Source organism: Mesorhizobium sp. AA23 (assembly GCF_001672435.1).
GTDB lineage: Bacteria > Pseudomonadota > Alphaproteobacteria > Rhizobiales > Rhizobiaceae > Mesorhizobium.
Genome location: NZ_LYTP01000001.1, coordinates 621,760 through 644,347, shown reverse-complemented (window position 1 = coordinate 644,347; position 22,588 = coordinate 621,760). Strand labels below are relative to the sequence as shown.

The following is a 22,588-nucleotide window of genomic DNA, read 5'->3' as shown; positions in this document are numbered from 1 at the left end:
TTTATCCGCTGGCCGCTCTCTTCAAATCAGCGCCAGGATGAAGCAGGCCATCGCCACGATCGCGGTGATGGTGCGGACGTGGTTCCACATTACCCATTGGCGCAGATGGTTCGCCCACACGGCGGCGCCGTTGCTGCTGGCCGGGTCGACGGCGGCCAGCGCGTCGTTGAGCGGCACGTTGAAGATCATGGTCACGATCGGGTTGCCGACGAGATAGATTACGGCGCCGGCAAGCAGCCAGTACGAGCCCGATTGGCTCCAACCCGCGATGGCGGCGGCAATCAGCACCAGACAAATGAGGCCGGTGCCGAAAAGCGCCGTCATGAAGGCGGGCGTAATTACGGTGATGTTGATCGAATTCATCGCTGCGATGCCGGCTGGGACGGGCAGCCTGGCAAGTGCTGCCATGACGAAATTGGAAAAGGCGAAGAAGACGCCGCCGACCACGCCAGAGCCGATCGCGGCAATGAAGGTGAGGGCGGGAAGAATTTTCATCATCTCAGTTACTCCAGACGCCGCTGGCTGCGGTTTCGGTTGCATAGGCGAAGAAGTCTTTCGGCCGGCGGCCGAGCGCGCGCTGCACGCCGTCGGTCAACGTTTCGTTGCGGCCGTCGAGCACCTCGCTGAAGAGCTCGTTGAGCAGCCAGGCGAATTCCGGCGGCAGGTTGTGCGCAGCCACCGTTTCGGTGAATGCGAGATCCGCCGATAGCGGATGTCGCGGCCAGTGGCTTTGCCGATTTCGGCGACGGCCTGAGCAAAGCTCAGCAGACGCGGGCCGGTGAGTTCGTAAAGCTGGCCGGCATGGCCCGGCTCCGTCAGCACGGCTTCGGCGACATCGGCGATATCGTCGACATCGACGAACGGTTCGCCGACAGCGCCGACCGGCAGGGTGACTTCGCCTTCGAGTATGGATTCGATGAGGAAGCCTTCGCTGAAATTCTGCGAGAACCATGAGCAGCGCAGGATCGTCCAATCGGCACCGGAAACCTTGACCATTTCCTCGGCGCGCTGAGCCTCCGTCTCGCCGCGGCCGGAGAGCAGCACCAGCCGCTTGTTGCCGCGCTCGACGGCAAGTTTGGCCAACGCCTCGACAGTTTCGGCGGCGCCCGGCACCGCGATGTCAGGATAGTAGCTGATGTAGACGGCGCCGACGCCGTCGAGGGCCGCGCCCCAGGTGTTCTTGTCCGACCAGTCGAAGGGAGGCGTGCCTGCGCGGGAGCCGATCCGCACCGGGATCCTGCGGGCGATCAACCGTTCGGCCAGCCGCCGGCCGGTCTTGCCGGTGCCGCCCAGGATCAAAATCGGTTTCTGTGACGTGTCGGTCATCTCGATCTCCTGGTTTTCTGAATATGAGTAATCCTCATGTTTGCAAAAGTGATAAACCCTCGTATTTTGTGAGTCAAGCCAGTTTCTCGAGGATCTTTCGGAGGAAGCTCATGCAAGGCAGGGTAGCCGCGAAGCTCGACCAGGAAATCGCAATGCCCCGGCGAGCGCCGACGCAGCAACGCAGCCGCGAGCGGGTCGAGCGGATGCTTGCCGCCGCCGCGGCGCTGATCGCCGAGCAAGGCAGCGATGCCATGCGCATGGGCGAGGTGGCGGAAAGAGCAGGGGTGTCGATCGGCTCGCTCTACCAGTTCTTTCCCGACAAGCGGGCGATCGTCTGGGCGCTGGCCGAGCGCTACACCGCCGAAAGCCAGGCCTGCATCTCGGCGGCGCTGAAGGACGTCAGCGACGCCGAGGGGCTGAAGCGGGCGTTTTCGGAGCTGGTCGACATCTATTACGGGATGTTCCTGGCCGAACCGGTGATGCGCGACATCTGGTCGGGCACGCAGGCCGACAAGGCCTTGCGCGAACTCGAACTGGCCGACAGCCGGGCCAATGCCCGATTCCTCGTCGCGGTGCTGAAGCGGTTGCGTCCCGGCGCAGATACCGTGGCGATGGAGACGGCGGCGCTGCTAGTCTGGCAGATGGGCGAGGCGGTCATGCGGCTGGCGATCTCCGTCGACCGGGAGGAGGGCGACAGGCTGGTCGCGGCCTATAAGCGCATGGCGCTGCGGGAGCTGGTGGAAGGGTAGGTACAACCTGGTCGGGTTTCCCGCAGCGTCTGTGGCCAACAAAAAACCCGCCTCGGAGGCGGGTTTTTGATCTGCGACACGTTTAGAAAGGCTTAGAGGCCGAAACCTTCGAAACGCTTCTTGAACTTCGACAGGCGGCCGCCGCGGTCGAGCAGGGTCTGCTGGCCGCCGGTCCAGGCCGGGTGCGTGGTCGGGTCGATGTCGAGGTTCATCGTGTCGCCTTCCTTGCCCCAGGTCGAGCGGGTCAGGTATTCGGTGCCGTCGGTCATGACGACCTTGATGGTGTGGTAGTCGGGATGGATATCGGCCTTCATTGTCGTGTTCCTGGCTTGCCGGCGCTGGTGACGGGCCGATGGCCTGCGTCGATGCGCCCCTTTTTAAAACTCGAAGCCGCAGCTAATGAAAAGCCACGGCTTCTAAAACGGTCGGCGAGCCTATACATCAGCCGGAATTGAATCACAAGGCCGCGGCAGGCGCATATTGAAGCGCATGACGAACACGCGGCCAGAGGAAACGCTCATGGCGGATATTGGTGTCAGTGGTGACGAGCGCAGGCGCTCGGTCCGGCCGCTCAGGAACCTTTTTCCGTACGTCATGCAGTACCGCAAACTGGCGGTCGGCGCGATCATATCGCTGATCGTTGCGGCAGGGACGACGCTGGCCCTGCCGATGGCCGTCCGGCGCATGATCGATCACGGCTTCCAGGCGGCGGGCACTACCTTCATTGCCGAGTATTTCGCCGCGCTGGTGCTGATGGCGGCCGTGCTGGCGGCGGCGTCCGCCAGCCGCTACTACTTCGTCATCACGCTCGGCGAGCGGGTCGTCGCCGACATCCGCCGCGATGTCTTCTCCCATGTCACGACGCTCTCGCCGGCCTTTTTCGATCGCTCGCAGTCGGGCGAGATCGTGTCGCGGCTTGCCGCGGATACCACGCAGGTGAAGTCGGCGGTCGGCGCCACGGCATCGGTCGCGCTGCGCAATCTCATCCTCGGCGTCGGTGCCGTGGCGATGATGGTCTTCACCAGCCCAAAACTGTCCGGCCTGGTACTGGCCGCCATCCCGCTGATCGTGCTGCCGCTCGTCGCCTTCGGCCGTTCGGTGCGGCGCAAGTCGCGGCTGGCGCAGGATACGCTGGCGGAAGCCACTGCCTATGCCAGCGAGCAGATCGGCGCCGTGCGCACGCTGCAGGCCTTCACCAACGAGAAGCTGGTGACGGGGCGCTTCTCGGCCGCCGTCGAGGCCGCCTTCGAGGCGGCGCGCACGTCGGTCTTCGCCCGCTCCTTTCTCACCTTCTTCGCCATCTTCATGATCTTTTCATCGGTGGTGGCGGTGCTCTGGTTCGGCTCGCGCGACGTGCTTGCCGGCACGATGTCGGCCGGCACGCTCGGCCAGTTCCTGCTCTATTCGGTGTTCGCCGCCGGCGCACTCGGCGCGTTGTCGGAAGTGTGGAGCGAGCTGTCGCAGGCGGCGGGCGCCGCCGAGCGTCTGACCGAGATCCTGGCCGAGAAGCCCGCCATTCAGGCGCCCGCCGATCCGCAGCCGCTGCCGGCCAAGGCCAAGGGCGCGATCAGCTTTGACGATGTCTCCTTCTCCTATCCCGCGCGGCCGGACCGGGCCGCCGTGCATGGGCTGAGCTTCCAGGTGAAGCCCGGCGAGACGGTGGCGATCGTCGGTCCTTCGGGCGCGGGAAAAAGCACCGTCTTCTCGCTTATCCTGCGCTTCTACGATCCGGAGAGCGGCCGTGTCGTCATCGACGGCGTCGATCTGCGCCAGGCCGATCCGGCCGCAATCCGCCAGCGCATCGCCATCGTGGCGCAGGACGTCACCATCTTCGCGGCCAGTGCTGCCGACAATATTGGCTTCGGCCGGCCGGGCGCCAGCGATGCCGAGATCGAGGCGGCGGCAAAGGCGGCGCTTGCCGACGAATTCATCGGCAAGCTTGAAAAGGGCTATGACAGCCAGGTCGGCGAGCGCGGTGTGACGCTTTCGGGCGGCCAGCGCCAGCGCGTGGCGATCGCCCGCGCCATTCTGCGCGACGCACCGATCCTGCTGCTCGACGAGGCGACCTCGGCGCTCGACGCCGAAAGCGAAACGCTGGTGCAGACGGCGCTGGAGCGGCTGATGCGCGGCCGCACCACCATCGTGATCGCCCACCGGCTGGCGACGGTACTCAAGGCCGACCGCATCCTGGTCATGGAAGGCGGGCGCATCGTCGAGGAAGGCACCCACCAAAGCCTTGTCGCCAAGGGCGGCACCTATGCGCGGCTCGCCAAGCTGCAGTTCGAGACCGGAGCGAGCGCCTTCAAGGGCGCGGCGGAGTAGCGCCCGCCGGCAGGCGTTATCAGTCGCCGTACCGCTTGCGCAGGTGCTCGGTGAAGTAAACGGCGTTGAGCTTCTCGCCGGTGGCGCGCTCGAGCAGGTCCGGCGTCGACCAGCGCGAGCCCTGCGACCAGATCTTGTCGCGTCGCCACTCATTGATGGCGCTGAAGTCGCCCTTGGCGAGATCTCCGTCGGCTGACGGATGCTCCCTGGTCAAGGCGGCCCACTGCTGTGCCGCCATCATGGCGCCCAGGGTGTAGGACGGGAAATAGCCGAAGGCGGCGCCCGGCCAGTGCACGTCCTGCATCGGCCCGTCGGCCGGGTTGTCGATGGTCGACAGGCCGAGATAGTCGCGCATCTTGGCATCCCAGGCCTCGGGCAGGTCGGCGGCCTCCAGCCGTCCTGAGACGAGCTCCTGCTCGAGCTCGTAACGCAGGATGACATGCAGCGGATAGGTGACCTCGTCGGCGTCGACGCGGATGAAGCCGCGTTCCACATGATGGACATGCGGCAGGATGTCGTCGATCGACCAGGCTTCGCCGAGATGCTTCTCGACAACCGGCAGCGCCCAGCGCCAGAAGGCGGGGTTGCGGCCGATCTGCTTCTCCACGAACAGGCTCTGGCTCTCATGCACGGCCATGCCGCGCGCCTTGCCGAGCGGCCAGTGCGACCAGGCTTTCGGCAGATTCTGTTCGTAAAGCGCGTGGCCGGTCTCGTGCAGCACTCCCATCAGCGCCGACAGGAAATCGGAAGTCTTGTAGCGGGTGGTGATGCGCACATCGGTCGGCACGCCGCCGCAGAAGGGATGGTGCGATACCGCCAGCGAGCCATGGGTGAGGTCGAAGCCGACCGCCGCCATCATGGCAAGACCAAGCTCGCGCTGCTTCTCGACGGCGTAGCTGCCGGAGAGCGGCTTGAGCGCGTGCTTCGCCAGCCGCGCATCCTGCATCGCCAGCGCATGCGGCAGGAAATCCTTGAGGAAAGCCTTCAGCTCGACAAACACCGGCGTGATGTCGGCGGCGCGGTTGCCGGGATCGTACTGCTCCATCAGCGCGTCATAGGGGGCGAGGCCGAGCGCCTCGGCGCGCAGCGCCGCTTCTTCCCGCACCAGCGTCACGACGCCTTCCAGTGCCGGCAGGAAGCCCGCCCAGTCATTCTTGGCGCGCAGGTCGCGCCAGAGCTGCTCGGAGCGCATGCGCGCCGTCGTCTGGCGCTCGACAAATTCGACCGGCAGGCAGGTGAGGTTGGTATATTGGCGGCGCAGTTCCCTCACCGCAGCCTGCTGCTCGTCGTTCAGCGGTTCGGCTTCGGCGGCGGCGATCCAGTCGCCGATCTCCGGTGCGGTAGCCTGGGCGTGCAGCATGCCGGCCAAGGCCGACATCGCCTCGGCGCGCTTCTCGCCGCCGCCAACCGCCATGTGGGTCGCCTCATCGGCGCCGAGAATGGCCAGCGCATGTTCCAGCGCTTCGAGCCTATGGCCGAGCTGATCGAGTTTTTGGAAGGACATGGAGAGTTTCCGGCTGCAAAGGGGTTGGCGCGAAAAGATACCAAGGCGCGCAGCTTGGCAACCCTGATCCGCCCGTTCCGGATCAGCCCACCTTGCCTTGCAACAGCGCTGCGTGATCAAGGTTGGGGCCAACGAGCGGAGGGGACAATGATCGGCAATATCCTGACCGGGCTGGTGGCGCTGATCCACTGCTACATCGTCTATCTGGAGATGGTGCTGTGGGACACGCCGCGCGGCCACAAGGCGTTCAACCTCAAGCCGGACTTCGCCAGCGCCTCGAAAGTGCTCGCCGCCAACCAGGGGCTCTATAACGGCTTTCTTGCTACAGGCCTGATCTGGGGGCTCTATCTCGGCACCGGTGGGTTCCAGATCAAGATGTTCTTCCTGCTTTGCGTTGCCGTCGCCGGCCTCTATGGCGGGGCGACCGTCGGCCGCAAGGTCCTGTTCGTCCAGACGCTGCCTGCGGTGCTTGCCATTATCGCGCTTTGGCTCGGCCGGTGACTGAAAAAAGGACGCCCTCGGGCCAGGTCCCTCGGGCGCCAGATCGTCCCTTCCTGGTCTCGAAACGGCAGTCGCGGCCCGAAACCGCTCAGCCGTTCGGATAGTGACCGCCGTCGGCGCCGTCGCCCATCAGGAAGCCGCTGCCGGTATCGGTTCTCAGCTTCTGGTCGACATTGTCGAGACGGCGCAGCAGATCGTGATATTGCGCAGCCGGAATCCTGCCGTGATCCGAAGCGGCTACGTGCTCGGCCACCTGGCTGATGTGCGCGGCGCGCATATGCAGTTGCTGCGCTTCCGAGGCCGAGATGTCGTTTGCTTGCCGCGCGTCGGCGATGCCCTGATCCACACCCTGGACCTGCTCGATCAGGCTGGTCACCCGCGGTCCGGTGAAGTCGGTTGGATCGGTTGCGTCGAGAGCGCCCTTGTGATGTCCGGCGGCGTAGGCGCCGGCGAGCGGAGCGGCAATCAGAATCGCGGCGAGAGTTGCAGTCTTGAGAGATGTCAAAGCGCGCATGACGGCGCGTCCTCCTGCTGGGGAAGGAGCGGCCATCCCGCTCTGCTTCCGAGCTAGTGGGCCGTCCGGTTCCGTCGCGTCGCGATGGGAGGCATCGCCGGCGGTTCCCGGCCCTGCGCAGCAAATTAGGGCCTCCAAGTCGCCGAGTGTAATTAAAAAAAGATAATGTTTTCAGGCCTTGCCGGCGAGCTTCTGCGCGCTAGAGTTGAGCCTGCGAACAAATTCGCGTGAGTTCGCGTGATGCCGGATCAACGTTCGGTGAGCTTCAGTTCAATTCGGCGATTCTTGCTGCGCGCCTCATCCGTGTCGGCCGGATCGAGCGGCTGGAATTCGCCGAAGCCGGCGGCTACCAGCCGGTTCGCCGGCACGCCGTTCTCGATCAGGAACTTCACCACCGAGGTCGCACGGGCGGTCGACAGCTCCCAGTTGTCGCGATAGCGGCCGGTGCCGGACAAGGGCTTGTTGTCGGTGTGGCCATCGACGCGCAGCACCCAGCTGATCTCGGGCGGGATTTCCCTCTGCAGCTCGATGACGGCATCGGCGAGCTTCTTCATCTCGACCTTGCCGGCATCGTTGATCTCGTCGGAGCCGGTCGGGAACAGCACTTCCGACTGGAAGACGAAGCGGTCGCCGACGATGCGGATGTTCTCGCGGTCGGCGAGGATCTCGCGCAGTCGGCCGAAGAAATCGGAACGGTAGCGGTTGAGCTCCTGGACGCGCTGCGCCAGCGCCACGTTCAGGCGGCGGCCGAGATCGGCAATCTTGGTGTTGGACTCGCGGTCGCGCTGCTCGGACACGTTGAGCGCGTCCTCGAGCGCCGCGATCTGCTTGCGCAGTGCGGCGATCTGCTGGTTGAGGATCTCGACCTGGCTCAGCGCTTGCTGGCTGATCTGGCGCTGGTTGCTGAGTTCGCCGGACAGCGCGTCTGCCCGCTTGTTGGCCGCGTCGCCGGCGCCGGCACCCTGCTCCAGCAATTGCTGAAGACGGCTCTTTTCCGCCTCCGCCGCCGACAGCGAGGCCTGCAGATTGGCGAGCGTATCTTCCTTGTCCTGGCTGTTCGAGCGCTCCAGCGCCAGCAACTGCGTCAGCTCGTTGATCTGCGAGTTGAGGCGGCTGAGCACCGTGTCCTTGCCGGAGATTTCGCGGCTGAGCAGGAATTGCGCCAACACGAAGACCGTCAGCAGGAACATGATGGCGAGCAGAAGCGTCGACAGCGCGTCGACGAAGCCGGGCCAGTAGTCGATGCGGCGATCGGCGCGCCGCCTTGCCAGCGCCACGTCAGTGCACTCCGGTCTTCTTCAGGGCGTCAGCGATCTTTTCCAGCGTGTTGCGCATCGCCTTCTGTTCGTCCGACTGCGCCTCGACCCAGTCGCGCATGATCTGCTGTTCGGAGCGCATGTTCTTGACCAGTCCGGAAATGCCGTCCGCCAGGTTGGCCATGGCGGTGGCGACGCGCGGGTTGGAGCCGCCGCCGTTTTCCTGCAGGCTGCGCAGCCGTTCCGACAGCAGGCGGATCTCCTCCGACGGCTCGGCGCGCGCCGATTCCGACACGACGATATCGGACGAGAGATCGGTGACCGAGGACAGCCAGTTCTCGAGCTCGGTGTAGAAGCGGGTCTGGGCGCGGCCCGCCTGCAGGTCGAGGAAGCCGAGCACCAGCGAGCCGGAGAGGCCGAACAGCGAGGACGAGAAGGCCGTGCCCATGCCGGCGAGCGGCGCCGAGAGGCCCTGCTTGAGCGCGTCGAGTACGGCGGCGGCATCGCCGCTGCCGGGGTCGAGCGCCTCGATCGTCTCGCGGATTGAGGCGATGGTGTTGAGCAGGCCCCAGAAGGTGCCGAGCAGGCCGAGAAACACCAGCAGTCCGACAAGATAGCGCGAGGTGTCGCGGCTTTCATCGAGGCGCGTGGCGATGGAATCGAGCATGGTGCGCATCGAAGAGGTCGAGAAGGCGATCGTCGACGAGCGGCCGATCATCGCCTTCATCGGCGCCAGGAGCACCGGCTCGGTGGTCTCGGAGCCGGCGCGGAAGGAGTTGACCCAGCGCACCTCTCTGAACAGCCGGCCCACCTGGGCGAAGGCGAGCAGGATGCCGACGGCGAGCACGCCGATGATCAGCCCGTTGAGGCCGGGATTGCTGGAGAAGGCGGAGGAGATCTGGCGGGTGAGGATGGCGGCGATGAAGGCGACGATGACCAGGAAGATCACCATCGTGAGCAGGAAGACCTGCGGGCTCGACAGTTTGTGCGGATCGTAGACCAGGACATCCGAGCGCCTGCCGAAGGATCTGAGAAAAGCCATCCGTGCCCCGTTTCCGATGCCACCCGCCGCAGAATTGCCGCGACTCTAAACGGAATTGTGACCAAATTGAATGGTGCTTGACAATATCGCCCCGCGCGGGTCGTTTCAAAAACGGCTGATGACCAGACAGTCGACCATGGCGGCCAGGTGCAGCCCGGCGCCGGTGACGACGAAGCCATGCCAGACGGCATTGTGGAAGCGCAGGCCTTTCCAGGCAAAGAAGATGACGCCCAATGAATAGACGATGCCGCCCGCGACCAGCAGCATGACGGAGGCAGGCGGCAGCGTCGCGGCCAGCGGTCCGGCGAGCACGACGCCGCTCCAGCCGATGGCGAGATAGAAGAGGATCGCCAGCCGGTCGTAGCGCCCGGGCAGGAACATCTTGATGGCGATGCCCATTGCCGCCGCGCTCCACACGATAACGATCATCGGCATGGCAAGCGCGGACGTGTGGAGCTGGGCCAGGAAAGGCGTGTAGGTGGCGGCGATCAGCAGATAGATCGCGGCATGGTCGAAGCGGCGCAGGATCCACTTCGCCGGCCACGAAATCGGCCACAAATTATAGGCCAGCGATACCGACAGCACGGTGAGCAGCGACACAACGTAGAAGACGGCGGCGACATACTCACCCGGGCCGGAATGGAAGGCGGCTAAAGCCAGGAAGGCAGAGCCGGCGGCGATCGCCAGCACGATGCCCACAGCATGGACGATGCCATCGGCGATCATCTCGGCGCGTGAATAGTGCCAGCGGCCGACAAAGGGGATTTCGATCGTTGTATTTGCGCGAGCGTCGTTCATGAATGATCCTGCAACCATAATCTGGGCAGTCGCGGATCAGTATTTCAAGCTTCGGTTGCGGTTTTGCGACGAGCGCGCTGCGCGTCCTTTTCGACGCGCAAAGGAGGCTGCAGCCCTTTGATTTGCGCTTATCCGTTCCGAACCGGAGGTCAGCGAATCAATTCCGATTTCGGGGTGATGCGATAGGGGCGCTTCAGCGCGCAGCCAGCGGCTTCTTTACCGTCTTCAAGAGGGCGCGTTGGATAAGCTCGTTGCCGGCGACGATGGAGCCGGCCTCCAGCATGTCCTGCCCGCCATCCATATCCGAAACGAAGCCGCCCGCTTCACGGATGAGCAGGGCGCCGGCGGCGATGTCCCAGGCCGAAAGGCCGGTTTCCCAAAACCCGTCCATGCGGCCGGCCGCGACATAGGCGAGATCGAGCGAGGCTGAGCCAAGGCGGCGGACGCCGGAGACCTCGGCCATGACATTGCGCAACTCGATCAGGAAATTGCCGTGCTGGCCGCGCCCAAGATGCGGCACGCCGCAGCCGATCACGGCATCGGTGAGCTTGGCGCGTCCGGCGACGCGCAGCCGGCGGTCGTTCATGAAGGCGCCGCCGCCGCGCTCGGTGGTATAGAGCTCATCCATGGCCGGATTGTAGACGACACCGGCGACGATCTGGCCCTGGCGCTCGAGCGCGATCGAGACCGCGAAGAGCGGGATGCCGTGGAGGAAGTTGGTCGTGCCGTCGAGCGGGTCGACGATCCAGCGATGCTGGCCGTCCTCGCCGTCGACGGCGCCGCGCTCCTCCATCAGGAAGGCGTAGCCCGGCCGCGCCTTCGACAGTTCGGTAAAGACGATCTCTTCGGCCTTGCGGTCGGCCTGGCTGACATAGTCGCCAGGCCCCTTCATCGAGACCTGCAGGTTCTGCACCTCGCCGAAATCGCGCGACAGCGACCGGCCGGCCTTCATCGCGGCCTGGACCATGACATTGAGGAGAGCGGAACGCGCCATTCTTCTTCTTCCTGTGTTGGCCGTTTTATTCTGCGCGACGCACGTAAGTGATCTCGTTGGTGTCGACGATGATGCGCTCGCCGGCCGAGATGAAGGGCGGCACCAGGACGCGGACACCGTTTTCCAGCACTGCAGGCTTGTAAGAGGACGCCGCCGTCTGGCCCTTCACCACGGGGTCGGCCTCGGTGATGGTCAGCGTCACCTGGTCGGGCAGCGAGATGCCGATCGGCCGCTCCTCATAGAGCTGGACCGTGACCATCATGCCGTCCTGCAGGAACGCGGCGCGCTCGCCGACGAAATCCTTGTTCAGTTCGAGCTGCTCGTAGCTTTCGGTGTCCATGAAAACCAGCGCGTCGCCCTGCTCGTAGAGGAAGGAGAAATCCTTCATCTCCAGCCGGATCTGCTCGACGGTCTCGGCCGAGCGGAAGCGCTCGTTGAGCTTGGTGCCGTTGATCAGGTTCTTCAGCTCGACCTGGTTGTAGGCGCCGCCCTTGCCGGGCTTCACGGTGTTGGTCTTGACCGCGACCCAGAGGCCGCCGTCATGCTCGATGACATAGCCGGGACGGATTTCGCTGCCACTGATCTTGGCCATGTTGAACTGATCCGGAATGAGATTTTTGGCGCGGAGCGCGCTTTGGCGCCTCCAAGACCACAAATCGCATTGAGTGGCAAGGGAGGGCGTCGCGAACGCTCATGGAGATGGCCGATGCCGTGAGCCGTCTTTTCAGGGCAGCCGGTTCGCCTTCTGCAGCGCCTGCTTGGTCTGACCGTCGTCGAGGCCTTGCAGGAAATCGTCCATCTGCGGGTCGATCAACCCGGCGCGCCGGGCGACGATATACCAGGCTCCGGCCAGGATCAGATCGGGGTCGGTACCGATGCCGCCCATATAGAGTTTGGCGAGGCGGTTCTGGGCGGCGACATTGCCGCCTTCGGCCGCGCGCCTCATCCAGGCAAAGCCCGATTTCAGGTCGCGATCGCCGCCGCGCCCCTCGATCATCCATGCGGCGAGGTCAAGTTGCGCGGTGTCGTAGTTCTGCCGGGCGGCCTGCGCCAGCAGGGTGCGTGCCTTGGCGTCGTCCCGCGGTTTTCCGCCGGCGCCGTTGGCGTAGATTTGCGCCATCGCGTACTCGGCGTCGGCAAGGCCGGTACTGGCGGCGCGCTCATAATACACAGCCGCCTTGGCGATGCCGGCATCGCCCGGATCCTGCTGGACGAGCAATTGGGCGAAGTTGAACTGGGCCAGGCGGTTGCCCGCCTCGGCGGCGGCCTGCATCAGCGCATAGGCTTCCTTGGCGTCCTTCTTCACATAGCGTCCGTCGAGCAGCATCAGCGCATATTGGAACTGTGCTTCCGGCACGCCCTGCTCGGCGGCGAGCCCATACCATTTCGCGGCCTCTGCCGCGTTGAGCGGCACGCCCAGCCCACGCGACAGGATCTCGGCGACCAGTGTCTGCGCCGCGGGGTCGCCGTTCTTGGCCCGCACCAAGGCAAGGTTGTAGGCGGTCTTATAGAGGCCGCGCTGGAAGGCGCCGTAGGCGGCGTCCGGGAGCTTGGCGCCGAAGCGATCGGGATTGATGGTATCGGCCGATGGCGGTTGAAGCGTTGCCGGCTGTGGCAGCGGTGTTTCGATCGGCTTATCGGCATGGGCCGCGCCAGTATTCGGGGCGGCAGCATTCGGGGCGCCGGTATTTGGGGCGCTTATATTCGGAATGCTTGTATTCGGGGCGCCGCTAGCAGGGGCGCTTGTATCCGGCGCGCTCGTGTCGGGTGTGGTCGTGTCCGGTCTGGGCTGCGGCACCGGCGGGGTCTCGGCGGCCAGCGCAGCGGCCGCCTGGATCGTCAAGGCAGCGGCCAACGCCGCGAAGGAAAGCCTGGGCCAGCGCACGTCAGTCCTCGAAGCGCGGCGCGATTTGGTCGAGCAGCGCGTTGGCCGCGGCGACCGCCGCGCGCGGATCGAGTCCGTCGGCGAAGACGGCGCTGGAGAGCGCCACGAACTCGGCGCCGGTGGCCGCTACCGTTTCCACCGACGCAAGCTCGGAGCCGGCCATCACGATGCAAGGAATCTGGATCATCTGGGCCCACCATTCACCGAGAGCGAGATTGCGGTGGTGCGGCTCGGGCTTGTTGTCATAGCCGAAGCGGCCGAAGAACATGTAGTCGGGCCGCTCCTCGCCGAGCTCCAGCGCCTCGTCGCGGGTCTTGGCGCCGCCCGCCCCGACCATCATCCTGTCGGCCAAGCGCTCGATCGTCTCGGCCAGTTCCTGGCGGTTTGCCTCGACATGGATGCCGTCGGCATGGACGCGGCCGGCGATGCGGCTGTCGCCGGCGATGATGACGGCGACGCCGGCTGCCTGCGCGATCGGCACGATCTTCTCGGCGAAGGCCTGGAAGGCGGCGTCATCCATGCCGTTTTCGGGCAGGATCAGCGAGGCGACGTCGCCGCCGTCGAAGGCGGTGCAGATGTGCTCGGGAGCTACAAGCGGCGGCGCGATCAGCACGATTCGGCAGCGATTGGGCGGGGTTGCTTCATTCATCGGTCTTCGATCCCGGTTTTCGCCTATGCCGGGCGAACATGGTGGCATTGCGGCATAGAGCAAAGCGTCCGGCTTGAACAGGAGGCGGGCGAAGATCGCCGCTGAAAAGCGTCGCGGCAGCAGCGGCTTGCGCCAATCTTCAAGGACTGACAGACGGCCTGTTGAAGCTCCTGATGGACGCTAACGAAACGACCGCTAGGTTAGCAAGCGAAAGCACGGGAAGAGCATGGCGCAAAATATCTACGACAAGGCCGATTTCTTCGAAGGCTACAGCCGTCTGCATCGTTCGGTGGAAGGGTTGGACGGCGCGCCCGAGTGGCCGGTTCTGCGCGCCATGCTGCCGAAGGTGGGTGGTCTAAGCATCGTCGATCTCGGTTGCGGCTTCGGCTGGTTCTGCCGCTGGGCGGGGGCGCACGGAGCCAAGCAGGTTCTGGGCCTCGACCTGTCGGAAAGGATGCTCGCCCGAGCACGCGCCGCCGGCTCCGACGAAGCCATAGCCTATGAGCGCGTCGACCTCGACGAGCTCAGTTTGCCGAAGGCGCGCTTCGACCTCGCCTATAGCTCGCTTGCCCTGCATTATGTCAGCGATGCCGCGCGGCTGTTCGCGACGGTTTACCAGGCCCTGGTCCCTGGCGGGTTTCTTCGTCTTCTCGACGGAGCATCCGATCTTCATGGCTCCAAGCAATCCGGGCTGGTCCGTGGACGCCGCAGGAAGGAACGTCTGGCCCGTCGATCAGTATCTGGTGGAAGGGCCGCGCACGACCGACTGGTTCTCCGAGGGCGTGGTGAAGCACCACCGCACACTCGGCACCACGCTCAACAACCTGATCCAGGCCGGGTTCACCATCGGCCGCGTGGAGGAATTCTGTCCAACTGAAGGGCAGATCGCCGCCAGGCCTGAACTGGCCAAAGAGGTCGAGCGGCCGATGTTTCTTCTGGTTCAGGCGCGACGATGAGAGGTCGGCGGCATCGCCCGCGCGGGTGCGTCAAATATCCAGCTTGTAGCCGATGTGGCTCGCCTTGAAGCCGAGCCGTTCGTAGAAGCGGTGCGCGTCGAGCCGGCTCTTGTTGGTCGTCAGCTGCACCACCCTGCAGCCGCGCTCGCGGCATCTTTCGATCGCCCATTCCAGCAGGCGATGCCGGGAGCCCGTCTCCGCGCCGGCTCGCCGCGACGCGCACCGCCTCGATCTGGCCGCGCCAAGCGCCCTGCAACGACAGGCCCGGGATAAAACTGATCTGCAAGGTGCCGATGACTTCGGCGCCGTCCGTCATCACCGCCAGGAAATGGTTCGGGTTGCCGTCTATGGTCGCGAAGGCGTCCTGATAGGCTTGCGCCAAAGGCACGCTTGCATTCTCGCGGGCGCGGCCAAGCGCGTCATCGGCAAGCATCGCGACGATCGCCGCAAGATCGGCTTTGTCCGCGCGGCGGATCAGGACTTCGCTCATCGTCAAACCTCATGCTGGGCGGGTGACCTTTTGCATGGCCCGCCGCCAGCCGCAAACTCGGCAGGCCGCATTACGGACAGTTGATCGCGCGCCGACCGGCTGACGGGCGCGCTTCGGCTATCGCGGTCTTTCGCTTTGTGGTCTATTGCAAGTCTCCCGCCATCCTCCAGCCGTTTCTTGTCCCCGTATCTCCATGTCAGGCCTGCTCAGCGATCCCTGGTTCTATGCCGCCGCCATTCCGGCGGTCATCCTTGTCGGCCTGTCGAAGGGCGGCTTCGGCGGCGCCGTGGGCTTCGTCGGCGTGCCGCTGATGGCGCTGGCCATCCCGCCGGTGCAAGCGGCGGCCATCCTGCTGCCGATCCTTTGCCTGATGGACATCGTTTCGGTGTGGACATGGTGGGGCGTCTATGACCGCAAGATGCTGGTCGACATGATGCCCGGCGCCGTCATCGGCATCGGCCTCGGCTGGCTAACGGCGGCCCTGGTGACGGAGGAAATGGTGCGGCTGATCGTCGGCGCGGTCGCGCTGGTCTTCGTCCTGCGCTGGATCTATCTGCAGTTTCGCCACGGCGCCGACCACGAGGTGGGGCCGAACCGCATCGCTGCGGCGTTCTGGGGCATCGTTGCGGGCTTCACCAGCTTCGTCGCCCATGTCGGCGGCCCGCCCTTCCAGGTCTACGCGCTGCCAATCCGGCTCGACCCGAAGGTGCTGTCAGGGACGGCGGCGATCTTCTTCGCCGCTACCAACGCGCTGAAGCTCATTCCCTATTTCGCGCTTGGCCAGTTCGACAGCACCAATCTCACCGCATCGTTTGCGCTGATGCCGCTGGCGCCGCTTTCCACCATCGCCGGCGCCTGGCTGGTGCGCCGCATGCGGCCGGAGGTGTTTTACCCGTTCACATACGCGACGGTGGCGGTGGTGGCGCTCAAGCTGCTCTGGGACGGTATTGCCGGCCTGATTTAACGGGCAGGGCGGCGCACCGGCCGCCCGCCACAGAAGGATCAAGCGGCGCTCGGCACCAGCTGGCGGCCGCCGCCAAGCGCAAGCGCTGCGCCGGACGCGATCACCAGCACCATGCCGGCGAGGATGCCGATGTCGTGAAGCGTAGGCTTCAGCACCATGTCGGCGATGATCACCAGCATCACCGCGTAGTCGAAACGCGCCCAGCGCATCATGCGCTGGCCGATGGCGAGAACCGCCGGCGTCACGCCTTCGTTGGCGACCATGGCGCCCATCCGCTCGCCGGTCGGCTTGAAAACGAGCATGCCGATCGAGAAGGTCGTGGCGTAGCCGACAAGGCCGATGATGATCCACAGGTCGGAAAAGCCGACCCAGAAGCCGCACATGATCAGGCCGAAAATCAGGGTGAGCATCGACATCGGCGCGAAGAAGCGGCCGCCAAGCTCGCCGCTCGCCCGCATCGCTTGCAGCTTGTCCTGGATGTTGCCGGCGCGCTCGGCGAGCACGCCGAGCAGGAACAGGACGAAGCCGCCGCCGACCCACAGGATGGCCGAGACGACGTGAAGGAATTTGACGATCGAATACCAGTCCATGGTGTGCTCCTGCATTTCTTGATCGGTGACGGCGTCGACTGCGCCAGCCATTGAGAGGAGCGGGCGTTTAGCGCGGAGCGTGTTTCGAAACGATGTCGCGGCGGCGGGACCGATGTTTCGGCGCCGCCATATGCATCCAGGGCTGGATGGCGCGGGAGGGAGCCGGGCCGTCCCGTTCCGGCACAGGAAAAGTCCGTTCGCTTGAAAATTCCGCACGGCGTTAAGCCTTCATTAAGCTTTACAGGCGTTTACTAGGACCCATCCAGTTTGTCTGGATTCTTACCGAGTGGTTGGAGCCACTTTGTTTGACGCCTCCCTGTTAAACTCCTGAGAGCCGCCTTATCCGCGGCTCTTTTTTTGCTCGTTGGCCGCCGGCGGACAACGCGCCTCGGCGTTAACCGTTTGTTAAACATGCGCTTGCCTTCATGGGCATCGAAGCGCATTTTCAAGCCTCAGTCGTTTAAGGGTGCAGGACGTATCGGCAAGGATGCCGAATCGGCTTGCGGCAGTGCAGGGGCGTATCGATGAACGAGCCTTCGAAGGGCAGCGCGAAAACCATAAAGCTCGCGGAACGCCGGGTTTTCTCCCAATCCTTCAAGCCGCTTTACCAGGAGGGCATGGGCCTGGTCGAACAGGCGGCCGAATATCTTGACGGCAAGGGCAGGCTCGAAGCCAAGAAGCTGTCGCGCACGGCGGCGACGCTCTATGCGGCCGAATCGATGCGTCTTACCACGAGGCTGATGCAGGTCGCCTCCTGGCTGCTTTTGCAGCGCGCGGCCAATTCCGGCGAGATGACCCGCGACCAGGTCGCCTCGGAAAAATCCAAGGTGCGGCTCGATACCGCCTCCGCGCATGACGAGGCGCTGGGCTGGAGCGAATTGCCAAAGGACTTCCTGGACCTGGTGAGCCGGTCGCTGCGCCTGCAGGCGCTGGTGAAGCGCATGGACGAGGAGATCTACGGCGGCGCCATGCACGACACGCCGGCCGCCGGCCGCCGCGCCAACCCGGTCTCCGATCAGATCAGCCTGCTGAACACGGCCTTCGCCCGCGGCTAACAGGCTGCTCCAAAATTCGCTCTGATGGCCATCTGGCGCTGTTTCTTGCGCGTCCGGTGCTCGCATACCAAAGCACGCTCCGCACCGGTTCTCGAGAACGCCGCCTTACGACTCATCGGATCGAATTCTGAAGCAGCCCATCCCCGGCACAGGCTGTTTCTGGTTTGTTCACAATTCACTGGCATCGCCATGCGCCGAGGTTAGACTTGGCGCATGGGGGAAGCGATTCGCATCATCGGCATCGATCCGGGCCTGAGGCGCACCGGCTGGGGCATCGTCGAGAGCCTCGGCAATTCGCTGCGCTTCGTCGCCTCCGGCACCGTGCGTTCCGACGACAAGGCGCCGCTCGCAACGAGGCTCTGCCAATTGCATGATGGGCTCGCCGAAGTGCTGCACCAGGCCATGCCGCACGAGGCGGCGATCGAGCAGACCTTCGTCAACAAGGATGCCACAGCAACGCTGAAGCTCGGCCAGGCGCGCGGCATCGCCATGCTGGTGCCGGCGCGCGCCGGGCTGGCGGTAGCGGAATACGCGCCCAACGCGGTCAAGAAGGCGGTGATCGGCGTCGGTCACGGCGAGAAGAAGCAGATCCATATGATGGTGAAAGTGCTGATGCCGAAAGCGGTGTTCGAGACCGACGATGCCGCCGATGCCCTGGCCATCGCCATATGTCATGCGCATCACCGTCAAAGCGTCGCCTACCGAATGGCGGCGCTGGCCGGGTAGTGTTCTTGACTTGTTCTCATTTGCGCAGTAAGTAATACCTTCGGAGTATTACCATGCGTGTGACCACCAAAGGGCAAGTCACGATCCCCAAACAAATAAGGGACCACTTGGGCATAGGCCCGGGTTCGGAGGTCCAGTTCGTGGCTACGGACGAGGGCGCCCGGCTTGTCGCCGTCAACGAAAACATTTCGGAGGAGGAAGCTGCCCGCAAATTCAAAGAGGTCCTCGGCAAGATGGAGGGGACGCTGGATTTGGGCGGCATGACGACGGACGAGTACATGGAGTGGTTGAGGGGACCACGTGAAAATCTCGACGTTGATTGACACAAACGTGCTCATTGACGTCTGGGGTCCGGCTGGGCCGCTGACGGAATGGTCTTCGTCCGCGATTATCTCCTGCCGACGCGATGGCGCGTTGGTCATCAACAGCATCGTCTGGTCCGAGCTTGCTCCCCTGGTTGCTTCCGAAGCAATGCTGAGGAAAGCAGCCGAGAGGCTTGAAATGGATCGCGAGTTTTTGCCCTGGGAAGCCGCATTCTTGGCTGGGTTGGCACATTCCCGTTATCGGCGGGCCGGCGGTGTTCGAGAGCGGACCTTGCCGGATTTTTTCATTGGCGCTCATGCGGCCGTTGCTGGTCACCGCCTATTGACGCGCGACGCTCCTCGCTATCGCAGCTATTTCCCCGACCTCGAAATCGTCTCTCCGGAAACGCATCCATGAAGGCCAGGACATGATCGGCAAGCTGAAGGGCACGCTGGATGAGATCGACGAGGATTCCTGCATCGTGGACGTGCACGGCGTCGGCTATGTCGCCCATTGCTCGGCTCGCACATTGGCATCGCTGCCGTCCCCCGGCGAGGCGGTGGTGCTGTTCATCGAGACCTATGTGCGCGAGGACATGATCCGGCTATACGGCTTTCAGACCCCGCTCGAGCGCGAGTGGTTCCGCCTTTTGATGAACAATGTGCAGGGCGTCGGCGCCAAGGTGGCGCTGGCCGTGCTGTCGACGCTGGCGCCGCCCGACCTCGCCAATGCGATCGCGTTGCGCGACATCGCCATGGTGTCGCGCGCACCGGGCGTCGGCAAGAAGGTGGCCGAGCGCATCGTCACCGAATTGCGCACCAAGGCGCCGGCCTATGCGGGCGCCGCCACCGGCACGATCAGCCTCAAGCAGGAGCTTGGCGAAGGCGTGGCGGCAGCACCCATCACCGACGCGGTCTCGGCGCTGGTCAATCTCGGCTATTCGCGCGACATCGCCGCCAATGCGGTGGCCGCGGCCCTAAAGTCGGCCGGCGAAGGGGCGGACGCCTCGAAGCTGATCCGCTTCGGCCTGAAGGAACTGGCGCGGTGAGGTGGCGCTTGTCCCGGTCCTTGCCGTATGCAAGGAAGACCGCATGAGCCTTTCGCCCCGTCTCATTGCCCCCGACAAGCGCGGCGAGGATGCCGACCAGAGCTTGCGGCCGCAGTCGCTTGACGAGTTCGTCGGCCAGGCTGCGGCGCGTGCCAATCTCAAGGTCTTCGTCGATGCCGCCAAGAGCCGCGGCGAGGCGCTCGACCATGTGCTGTTCGTAGGCCCGCCGGGGCTCGGCAAGACGACGCTGGCGCAGATCATGGCGCGTGAGCTCGGCGTTAATTTCCGCTCTACGTCGGGGCCGGTTATCGCCAAGGCCGGCGACCTTGCGGCGCTGCTCACCAATCTCGAGGAGCGCGACGTGCTCTTCATCGACGAAATCCACCGGCTCAATCCGGCGGTGGAAGAAATCCTCTACCCGGCGATGGAGGATTTCCAGCTTGATCTCATCATCGGCGAGGGGCCGGCGGCGCGTTCGGTCAAAATCGATCTCGCCCGCTTCACGCTGGTTGCGGCGACAACCCGGCTCGGACTTTTGACGAATCCTCTGCGCGACCGTTTCGGCATCCCGGTCAGGCTCAATTTCTACACGGTCGAGGAGCTGGAGCAGATCGTGCGCCGCGGCGCCCGCATCCTCTCGATGCCGCTCGGTGACGACGGCGCGCTGGAGATCGCGCGCCGCGCTCGCGGCACGCCGCGCATTGCCGGACGTCTGTTGCGCCGGGTGCGAGACTTCGCCTCCGTCGCCGGAAACGGCCATGTCGATAAACGCATTGCCGACGAGGCGCTGACCAGGCTGGAAGTCGACGGGCTCGGCCTCGACGCGCTCGACCGCCGGTATCTCTCGATGATCGCCCGCAACTTCGGCGGCGGACCGGTCGGCATCGAGACGATCGCGGCTGGGCTGTCGGAACCGCGCGACGCCATCGAGGACATCATCGAGCCCTATCTGATCCAGCAGGGGTTCATCCAGCGCACGCCGCGCGGCCGCGTGCTGACCGCCAATGCCTGGCGGCATCTCGGCCTTGAAGCACCGAAAGACCTCGCGCAGCAGCAGATCAGCCTGTTCCAGGAAGAGTAACGGACATTTGTTCGTCGGACGCGCCTTGAAGGGCTTCCTGCGCGAAATCTCCCCAGCTCCGCCAAGCTGAAGGCACAATTGCAGCCTCTAAGGCAGCTTGACGCATTTCCGGGGGTCGGGGCTGACCGATGATCACCAGACGTGGCTTTCTGCGCCTCATCGGCGGATCGTTCCTGTCCATGGTGTCGTTGAGCGCCTATGCGGTCGGCATTGAGCCGATGCTGCTCGCCCATGTGAAACGCTACTCGCTGACGCCGCCGCACTGGCCCGTGGGCCTCAAGCTGCGCGTCGCAGCACTGGCCGACATTCATGCCTGCCATCCCTGGATGACGTCGGAGCGGATCGCTTCGCTCGTCGAACGGACGAATGCCCTGCAGCCAGACCTGATCGTGCTGCTCGGCGACTATGTCGATGGAATGCGGCTGGTCACGGCCGAAGTGTCTGCACCGGAGTGGGCCGCCGCTTTGTCAGGGCTGAAGGCGCCGCTCGGCGTGCTCTCGATCCTCGGAAATCACGACTGGTGGCACGATCATGCGGCGCAACTGGCCAAGGCCGGGCCGACGGCCGCGCGCAGGGCACTGGAGAGCGTCGGCATCCCGGTGCTGGAAAACGACGTGGTGCGGCTGGAGAAGGATGGGCATGGCTTCTGGATCGCCGGACTTGCGGACCAGCTGGCAATCCGGCCGAGCAAAGCCCTGGGCCGCCACGGCTTCAAGGGTCTCGACGACCTCGGCGGGACGCTTGCCAAGGTGCAAGGCGACGAGCCGATCATCCTGCTCGCGCATGAGCCAGACATCTTTCCGAAAGTGCCTTGGCGAGTTTCGCTGACGCTTTCGGGCCACACCCATGGCGGGCAGGTGCGGCTGTTCGGCTATTCGCCGGTCGTGCCATCCGACTTCGGCAACCGCTACGCCTATGGCCATGTCGTCGAGAACGATCGCAACCTGATCGTCTCCGGCGGGCTCGGCTTCAGCATCATGCCGGTCCGGTTCGGCATGCCACCGGAGATCCTGCAGATCGACCTCGGGTAGCTCCGGTATTTTCACGCGGACGGAAAACCGCGCAGGCGCCAAGCGCCAGGACCCCCGCCATCAAGGCTTGATCATCGCGCCCAACAGTGCCATCCGGTTCTCGCGCCAAACACCTGCCTGTTCGGGCCTGAATAAGGAAAGCGCGATGGACGATCATGGTGAATCCGCAGCGCTCAGCCCCGGGCTCTCGGGGGCGCTGACGCAATCCGGCCATCGCCTGATGGCCCGCGTCTACTATGCCGACAGCGATTTCTCCGGCGTCGTCTACCATGCGCGCTATCTCGAATTCTTCGAACGTGGGCGCTCGGACTATCTCAGGCTCGCCGGCGTCCATCACACCGAGCTTGCCGATGGCAAGCATGGCGAGCGCATCGTCTGGGTGGTGCGGCGCATGGAGATCGACTTCCGTTCGCCGGCCCGCATGGACGACATCCTCACCATCGACACGCGCACCGAGGACATTTCGGGCGCCCGCATCTTCATGGCGCAGCAGTTGAGGCGTGGCGGCGAGGTGCTGGTCGAAGCGAAGGTCGAGGCGGCGATCATCGGCGAGAACGGCCGGCCGCGCAGATTTCCGAAGGAATGGATCGCGGCCTTTATGCCGAGGGCGAGCGACTGATCACCGCGAACCGGCTTCGGCCGAATCCCTGTCACGCAGGAGTTGCCCGTTCTGGGACAACGACATGCACCAAAACATCTAAAGCGCGTCGCCTGGACCTGCTTCAGCGCGATGTGCACCGATCAGCCGCGTCCAGCATGGCGCCGGCCCGGTGGGCGCGGCAATGCGCCACGCTTCATATCCTA

The 22,588-nt window shown here is 64.7% G+C and carries 25 protein-coding genes and 2 pseudogenes; 13 read left to right on the top strand and 14 right to left on the bottom strand.

From position 1 onward, the window contains the following. Positions 1-21: 21 nt before the first annotated feature. Both A9K66_RS03090 and A9K66_RS03085 read right to left on the bottom strand, forming a co-directional pair. Positions 22-498 carry a DUF1772 domain-containing protein gene (locus tag A9K66_RS03090; RefSeq protein ID WP_067319488.1) on the bottom strand — a complete coding sequence of 159 codons (477 nt, stop codon included), beginning with the start codon at positions 496-498 and terminating at the stop codon, positions 22-24. Position 499: 1 nt separating this feature from the next. Then, positions 500-1,326, bottom strand: a pseudogene (locus tag A9K66_RS03085) (NAD(P)H-binding protein). A gap of 110 nt (positions 1,327-1,436) precedes the next feature. Between A9K66_RS03085 and A9K66_RS03080 the strand changes: the two are divergent. After that, positions 1,437-2,075: a TetR/AcrR family transcriptional regulator gene (locus tag A9K66_RS03080; RefSeq protein WP_067319486.1), complete on the top strand. Its 639-nt coding sequence runs from the start codon at positions 1,437-1,439 to the stop codon at positions 2,073-2,075. Between the two features lie 92 nt (positions 2,076-2,167). Here A9K66_RS03080 and rpmE read toward each other — a convergent pair whose 3' ends face one another. Continuing rightward, positions 2,168-2,389: a 50S ribosomal protein L31 gene (rpmE, locus tag A9K66_RS03075; protein ID WP_040974396.1), complete on the bottom strand. Its 222-nt coding sequence runs from the start codon at positions 2,387-2,389 to the stop codon at positions 2,168-2,170. Positions 2,390-2,594: 205 nt separating this feature from the next. Between rpmE and A9K66_RS03070 the strand changes: the two genes are divergently transcribed. Then, on the top strand, positions 2,595-4,397 hold the full coding sequence (locus tag A9K66_RS03070) for an ABC transporter transmembrane domain-containing protein (RefSeq protein ID WP_067319702.1): 1,803 nt from the start codon (positions 2,595-2,597) through the stop codon (positions 4,395-4,397). A gap of 19 nt (positions 4,398-4,416) precedes the next feature. Here A9K66_RS03070 and A9K66_RS03065 read toward each other — a convergent pair whose 3' ends face one another. Then, on the bottom strand, positions 4,417-5,901 hold the full coding sequence (locus A9K66_RS03065; protein WP_067319484.1) for a peptidase M32: 1,485 nt from the start codon (positions 5,899-5,901) through the stop codon (positions 4,417-4,419). 147 nt (positions 5,902-6,048) lie between these two features. Between A9K66_RS03065 and A9K66_RS03060 the strand changes: the two genes are divergently transcribed. Beyond that, positions 6,049-6,402: a DUF1304 domain-containing protein gene (locus A9K66_RS03060; protein WP_067319482.1), complete on the top strand. Its 354-nt coding sequence runs from the start codon at positions 6,049-6,051 to the stop codon at positions 6,400-6,402. Between the two features lie 88 nt (positions 6,403-6,490). Here A9K66_RS03060 and A9K66_RS03055 read toward each other — a convergent pair whose 3' ends face one another. From A9K66_RS03055 to A9K66_RS03020, 8 genes are all read right to left on the bottom strand, one after another. Further along, positions 6,491-6,916 (bottom strand): hypothetical protein, encoded by a 426-nt coding sequence (locus A9K66_RS03055; protein WP_067319480.1) that lies wholly within the window; start codon positions 6,914-6,916, stop codon positions 6,491-6,493. Between the two features lie 248 nt (positions 6,917-7,164). After that, the gene (locus tag A9K66_RS03050) at positions 7,165-8,193 is read right to left on the bottom strand and encodes a peptidoglycan -binding protein (protein WP_067319478.1); all 1,029 of its coding nucleotides are present in this window, start codon (positions 8,191-8,193) and stop codon (positions 7,165-7,167) included. 1 nt (position 8,194) lies between these two features. Then, positions 8,195-9,214: a MotA/TolQ/ExbB proton channel family protein gene (locus A9K66_RS03045; RefSeq protein ID WP_067319476.1), complete on the bottom strand. Its 1,020-nt coding sequence runs from the start codon at positions 9,212-9,214 to the stop codon at positions 8,195-8,197. A gap of 105 nt (positions 9,215-9,319) precedes the next feature. Beyond that, a complete protein-coding gene (locus A9K66_RS03040) occupies positions 9,320-10,012 on the bottom strand; it encodes a hemolysin III family protein (protein WP_067319474.1) in 693 nt (230 codons plus the stop codon). A 193-nt stretch (positions 10,013-10,205) separates the two neighbouring features. Further along, positions 10,206-11,006, bottom strand: coding sequence for an inositol monophosphatase family protein (locus A9K66_RS03035; protein WP_067319472.1), 801 nt, complete (start codon positions 11,004-11,006; stop codon positions 10,206-10,208). 25 nt (positions 11,007-11,031) lie between these two features. Then, a complete protein-coding gene (efp, locus tag A9K66_RS03030) occupies positions 11,032-11,598 on the bottom strand; it encodes an elongation factor P (RefSeq protein WP_067001754.1) in 567 nt (188 codons plus the stop codon). Positions 11,599-11,730: 132 nt separating this feature from the next. Continuing rightward, positions 11,731-12,891, bottom strand: a complete 1,161-nt coding sequence (locus tag A9K66_RS03025) for a tetratricopeptide repeat protein (protein ID WP_245307364.1) — start codon at positions 12,889-12,891, stop codon at positions 11,731-11,733. A gap of 1 nt (position 12,892) precedes the next feature. Then, positions 12,893-13,540, bottom strand: coding sequence for a thiamine phosphate synthase (locus tag A9K66_RS03020; protein WP_067319470.1), 648 nt, complete (start codon positions 13,538-13,540; stop codon positions 12,893-12,895). A 226-nt stretch (positions 13,541-13,766) separates the two neighbouring features. On the opposite strand from A9K66_RS03020, the gene A9K66_RS03015 reads away from it, so the two are divergent. Next, the gene (locus A9K66_RS03015; protein ID WP_245307362.1) at positions 13,767-14,417 is read left to right on the top strand and encodes a class I SAM-dependent methyltransferase; all 651 of its coding nucleotides are present in this window, start codon (positions 13,767-13,769) and stop codon (positions 14,415-14,417) included. Between the two features lie 109 nt (positions 14,418-14,526). Here the strand turns inward: A9K66_RS03015 and A9K66_RS03010 are convergent. Next, positions 14,527-14,986: pseudogene (locus A9K66_RS03010) on the bottom strand (GNAT family N-acetyltransferase). A 193-nt stretch (positions 14,987-15,179) separates the two neighbouring features. On the opposite strand from A9K66_RS03010, the gene A9K66_RS03005 reads away from it, so the two are divergent. Next, a complete protein-coding gene (locus A9K66_RS03005; protein WP_067319468.1) occupies positions 15,180-15,950 on the top strand; it encodes a sulfite exporter TauE/SafE family protein in 771 nt (256 codons plus the stop codon). Positions 15,951-15,988: 38 nt separating this feature from the next. Here A9K66_RS03005 and A9K66_RS03000 read toward each other — a convergent pair whose 3' ends face one another. Then, entirely contained in the window at positions 15,989-16,540 is a 552-nt protein-coding gene (locus A9K66_RS03000) for a DUF2269 family protein (RefSeq protein WP_067319698.1), read from the bottom strand. Positions 16,541-17,064: 524 nt separating this feature from the next. Here A9K66_RS03000 and A9K66_RS02995 point away from each other — a divergent pair. The 8 genes from A9K66_RS02995 (at position 17,065) to ybgC (ending at position 22,403) form a co-directional block, all read left to right on the top strand. Further along, the gene (locus tag A9K66_RS02995) at positions 17,065-17,595 is read left to right on the top strand and encodes a DUF1465 family protein (protein ID WP_067001767.1); all 531 of its coding nucleotides are present in this window, start codon (positions 17,065-17,067) and stop codon (positions 17,593-17,595) included. A 213-nt stretch (positions 17,596-17,808) separates the two neighbouring features. Then, positions 17,809-18,321: a crossover junction endodeoxyribonuclease RuvC gene (ruvC, locus tag A9K66_RS02990; protein ID WP_067001770.1), complete on the top strand. Its 513-nt coding sequence runs from the start codon at positions 17,809-17,811 to the stop codon at positions 18,319-18,321. Positions 18,322-18,374: 53 nt separating this feature from the next. Next, complete coding sequence (locus A9K66_RS02985; RefSeq protein WP_067319466.1) at positions 18,375-18,644, top strand: AbrB/MazE/SpoVT family DNA-binding domain-containing protein; 270 nt, start codon at positions 18,375-18,377, stop codon at positions 18,642-18,644. Beyond that, a complete protein-coding gene (locus tag A9K66_RS29025) occupies positions 18,622-19,041 on the top strand; it encodes a type II toxin-antitoxin system VapC family toxin (protein ID WP_082953652.1) in 420 nt (139 codons plus the stop codon). Before A9K66_RS02985 ends, A9K66_RS29025 begins: the two co-directional genes overlap by 23 nt. Positions 19,042-19,051: 10 nt before the next feature. Then, positions 19,052-19,672: a Holliday junction branch migration protein RuvA gene (gene ruvA, locus A9K66_RS02980; protein ID WP_067319464.1), complete on the top strand. Its 621-nt coding sequence runs from the start codon at positions 19,052-19,054 to the stop codon at positions 19,670-19,672. 43 nt (positions 19,673-19,715) lie between these two features. After that, positions 19,716-20,753: a Holliday junction branch migration DNA helicase RuvB gene (gene ruvB, locus A9K66_RS02975; RefSeq protein ID WP_067002199.1), complete on the top strand. Its 1,038-nt coding sequence runs from the start codon at positions 19,716-19,718 to the stop codon at positions 20,751-20,753. A gap of 128 nt (positions 20,754-20,881) precedes the next feature. Continuing rightward, on the top strand, positions 20,882-21,784 hold the full coding sequence (locus A9K66_RS02970; protein WP_067319462.1) for a metallophosphoesterase: 903 nt from the start codon (positions 20,882-20,884) through the stop codon (positions 21,782-21,784). A gap of 145 nt (positions 21,785-21,929) precedes the next feature. Beyond that, entirely contained in the window at positions 21,930-22,403 is a 474-nt protein-coding gene (ybgC, locus tag A9K66_RS02965; protein ID WP_067319460.1) for a tol-pal system-associated acyl-CoA thioesterase, read from the top strand. Positions 22,404-22,588: the final 185 nt, after the last annotated feature.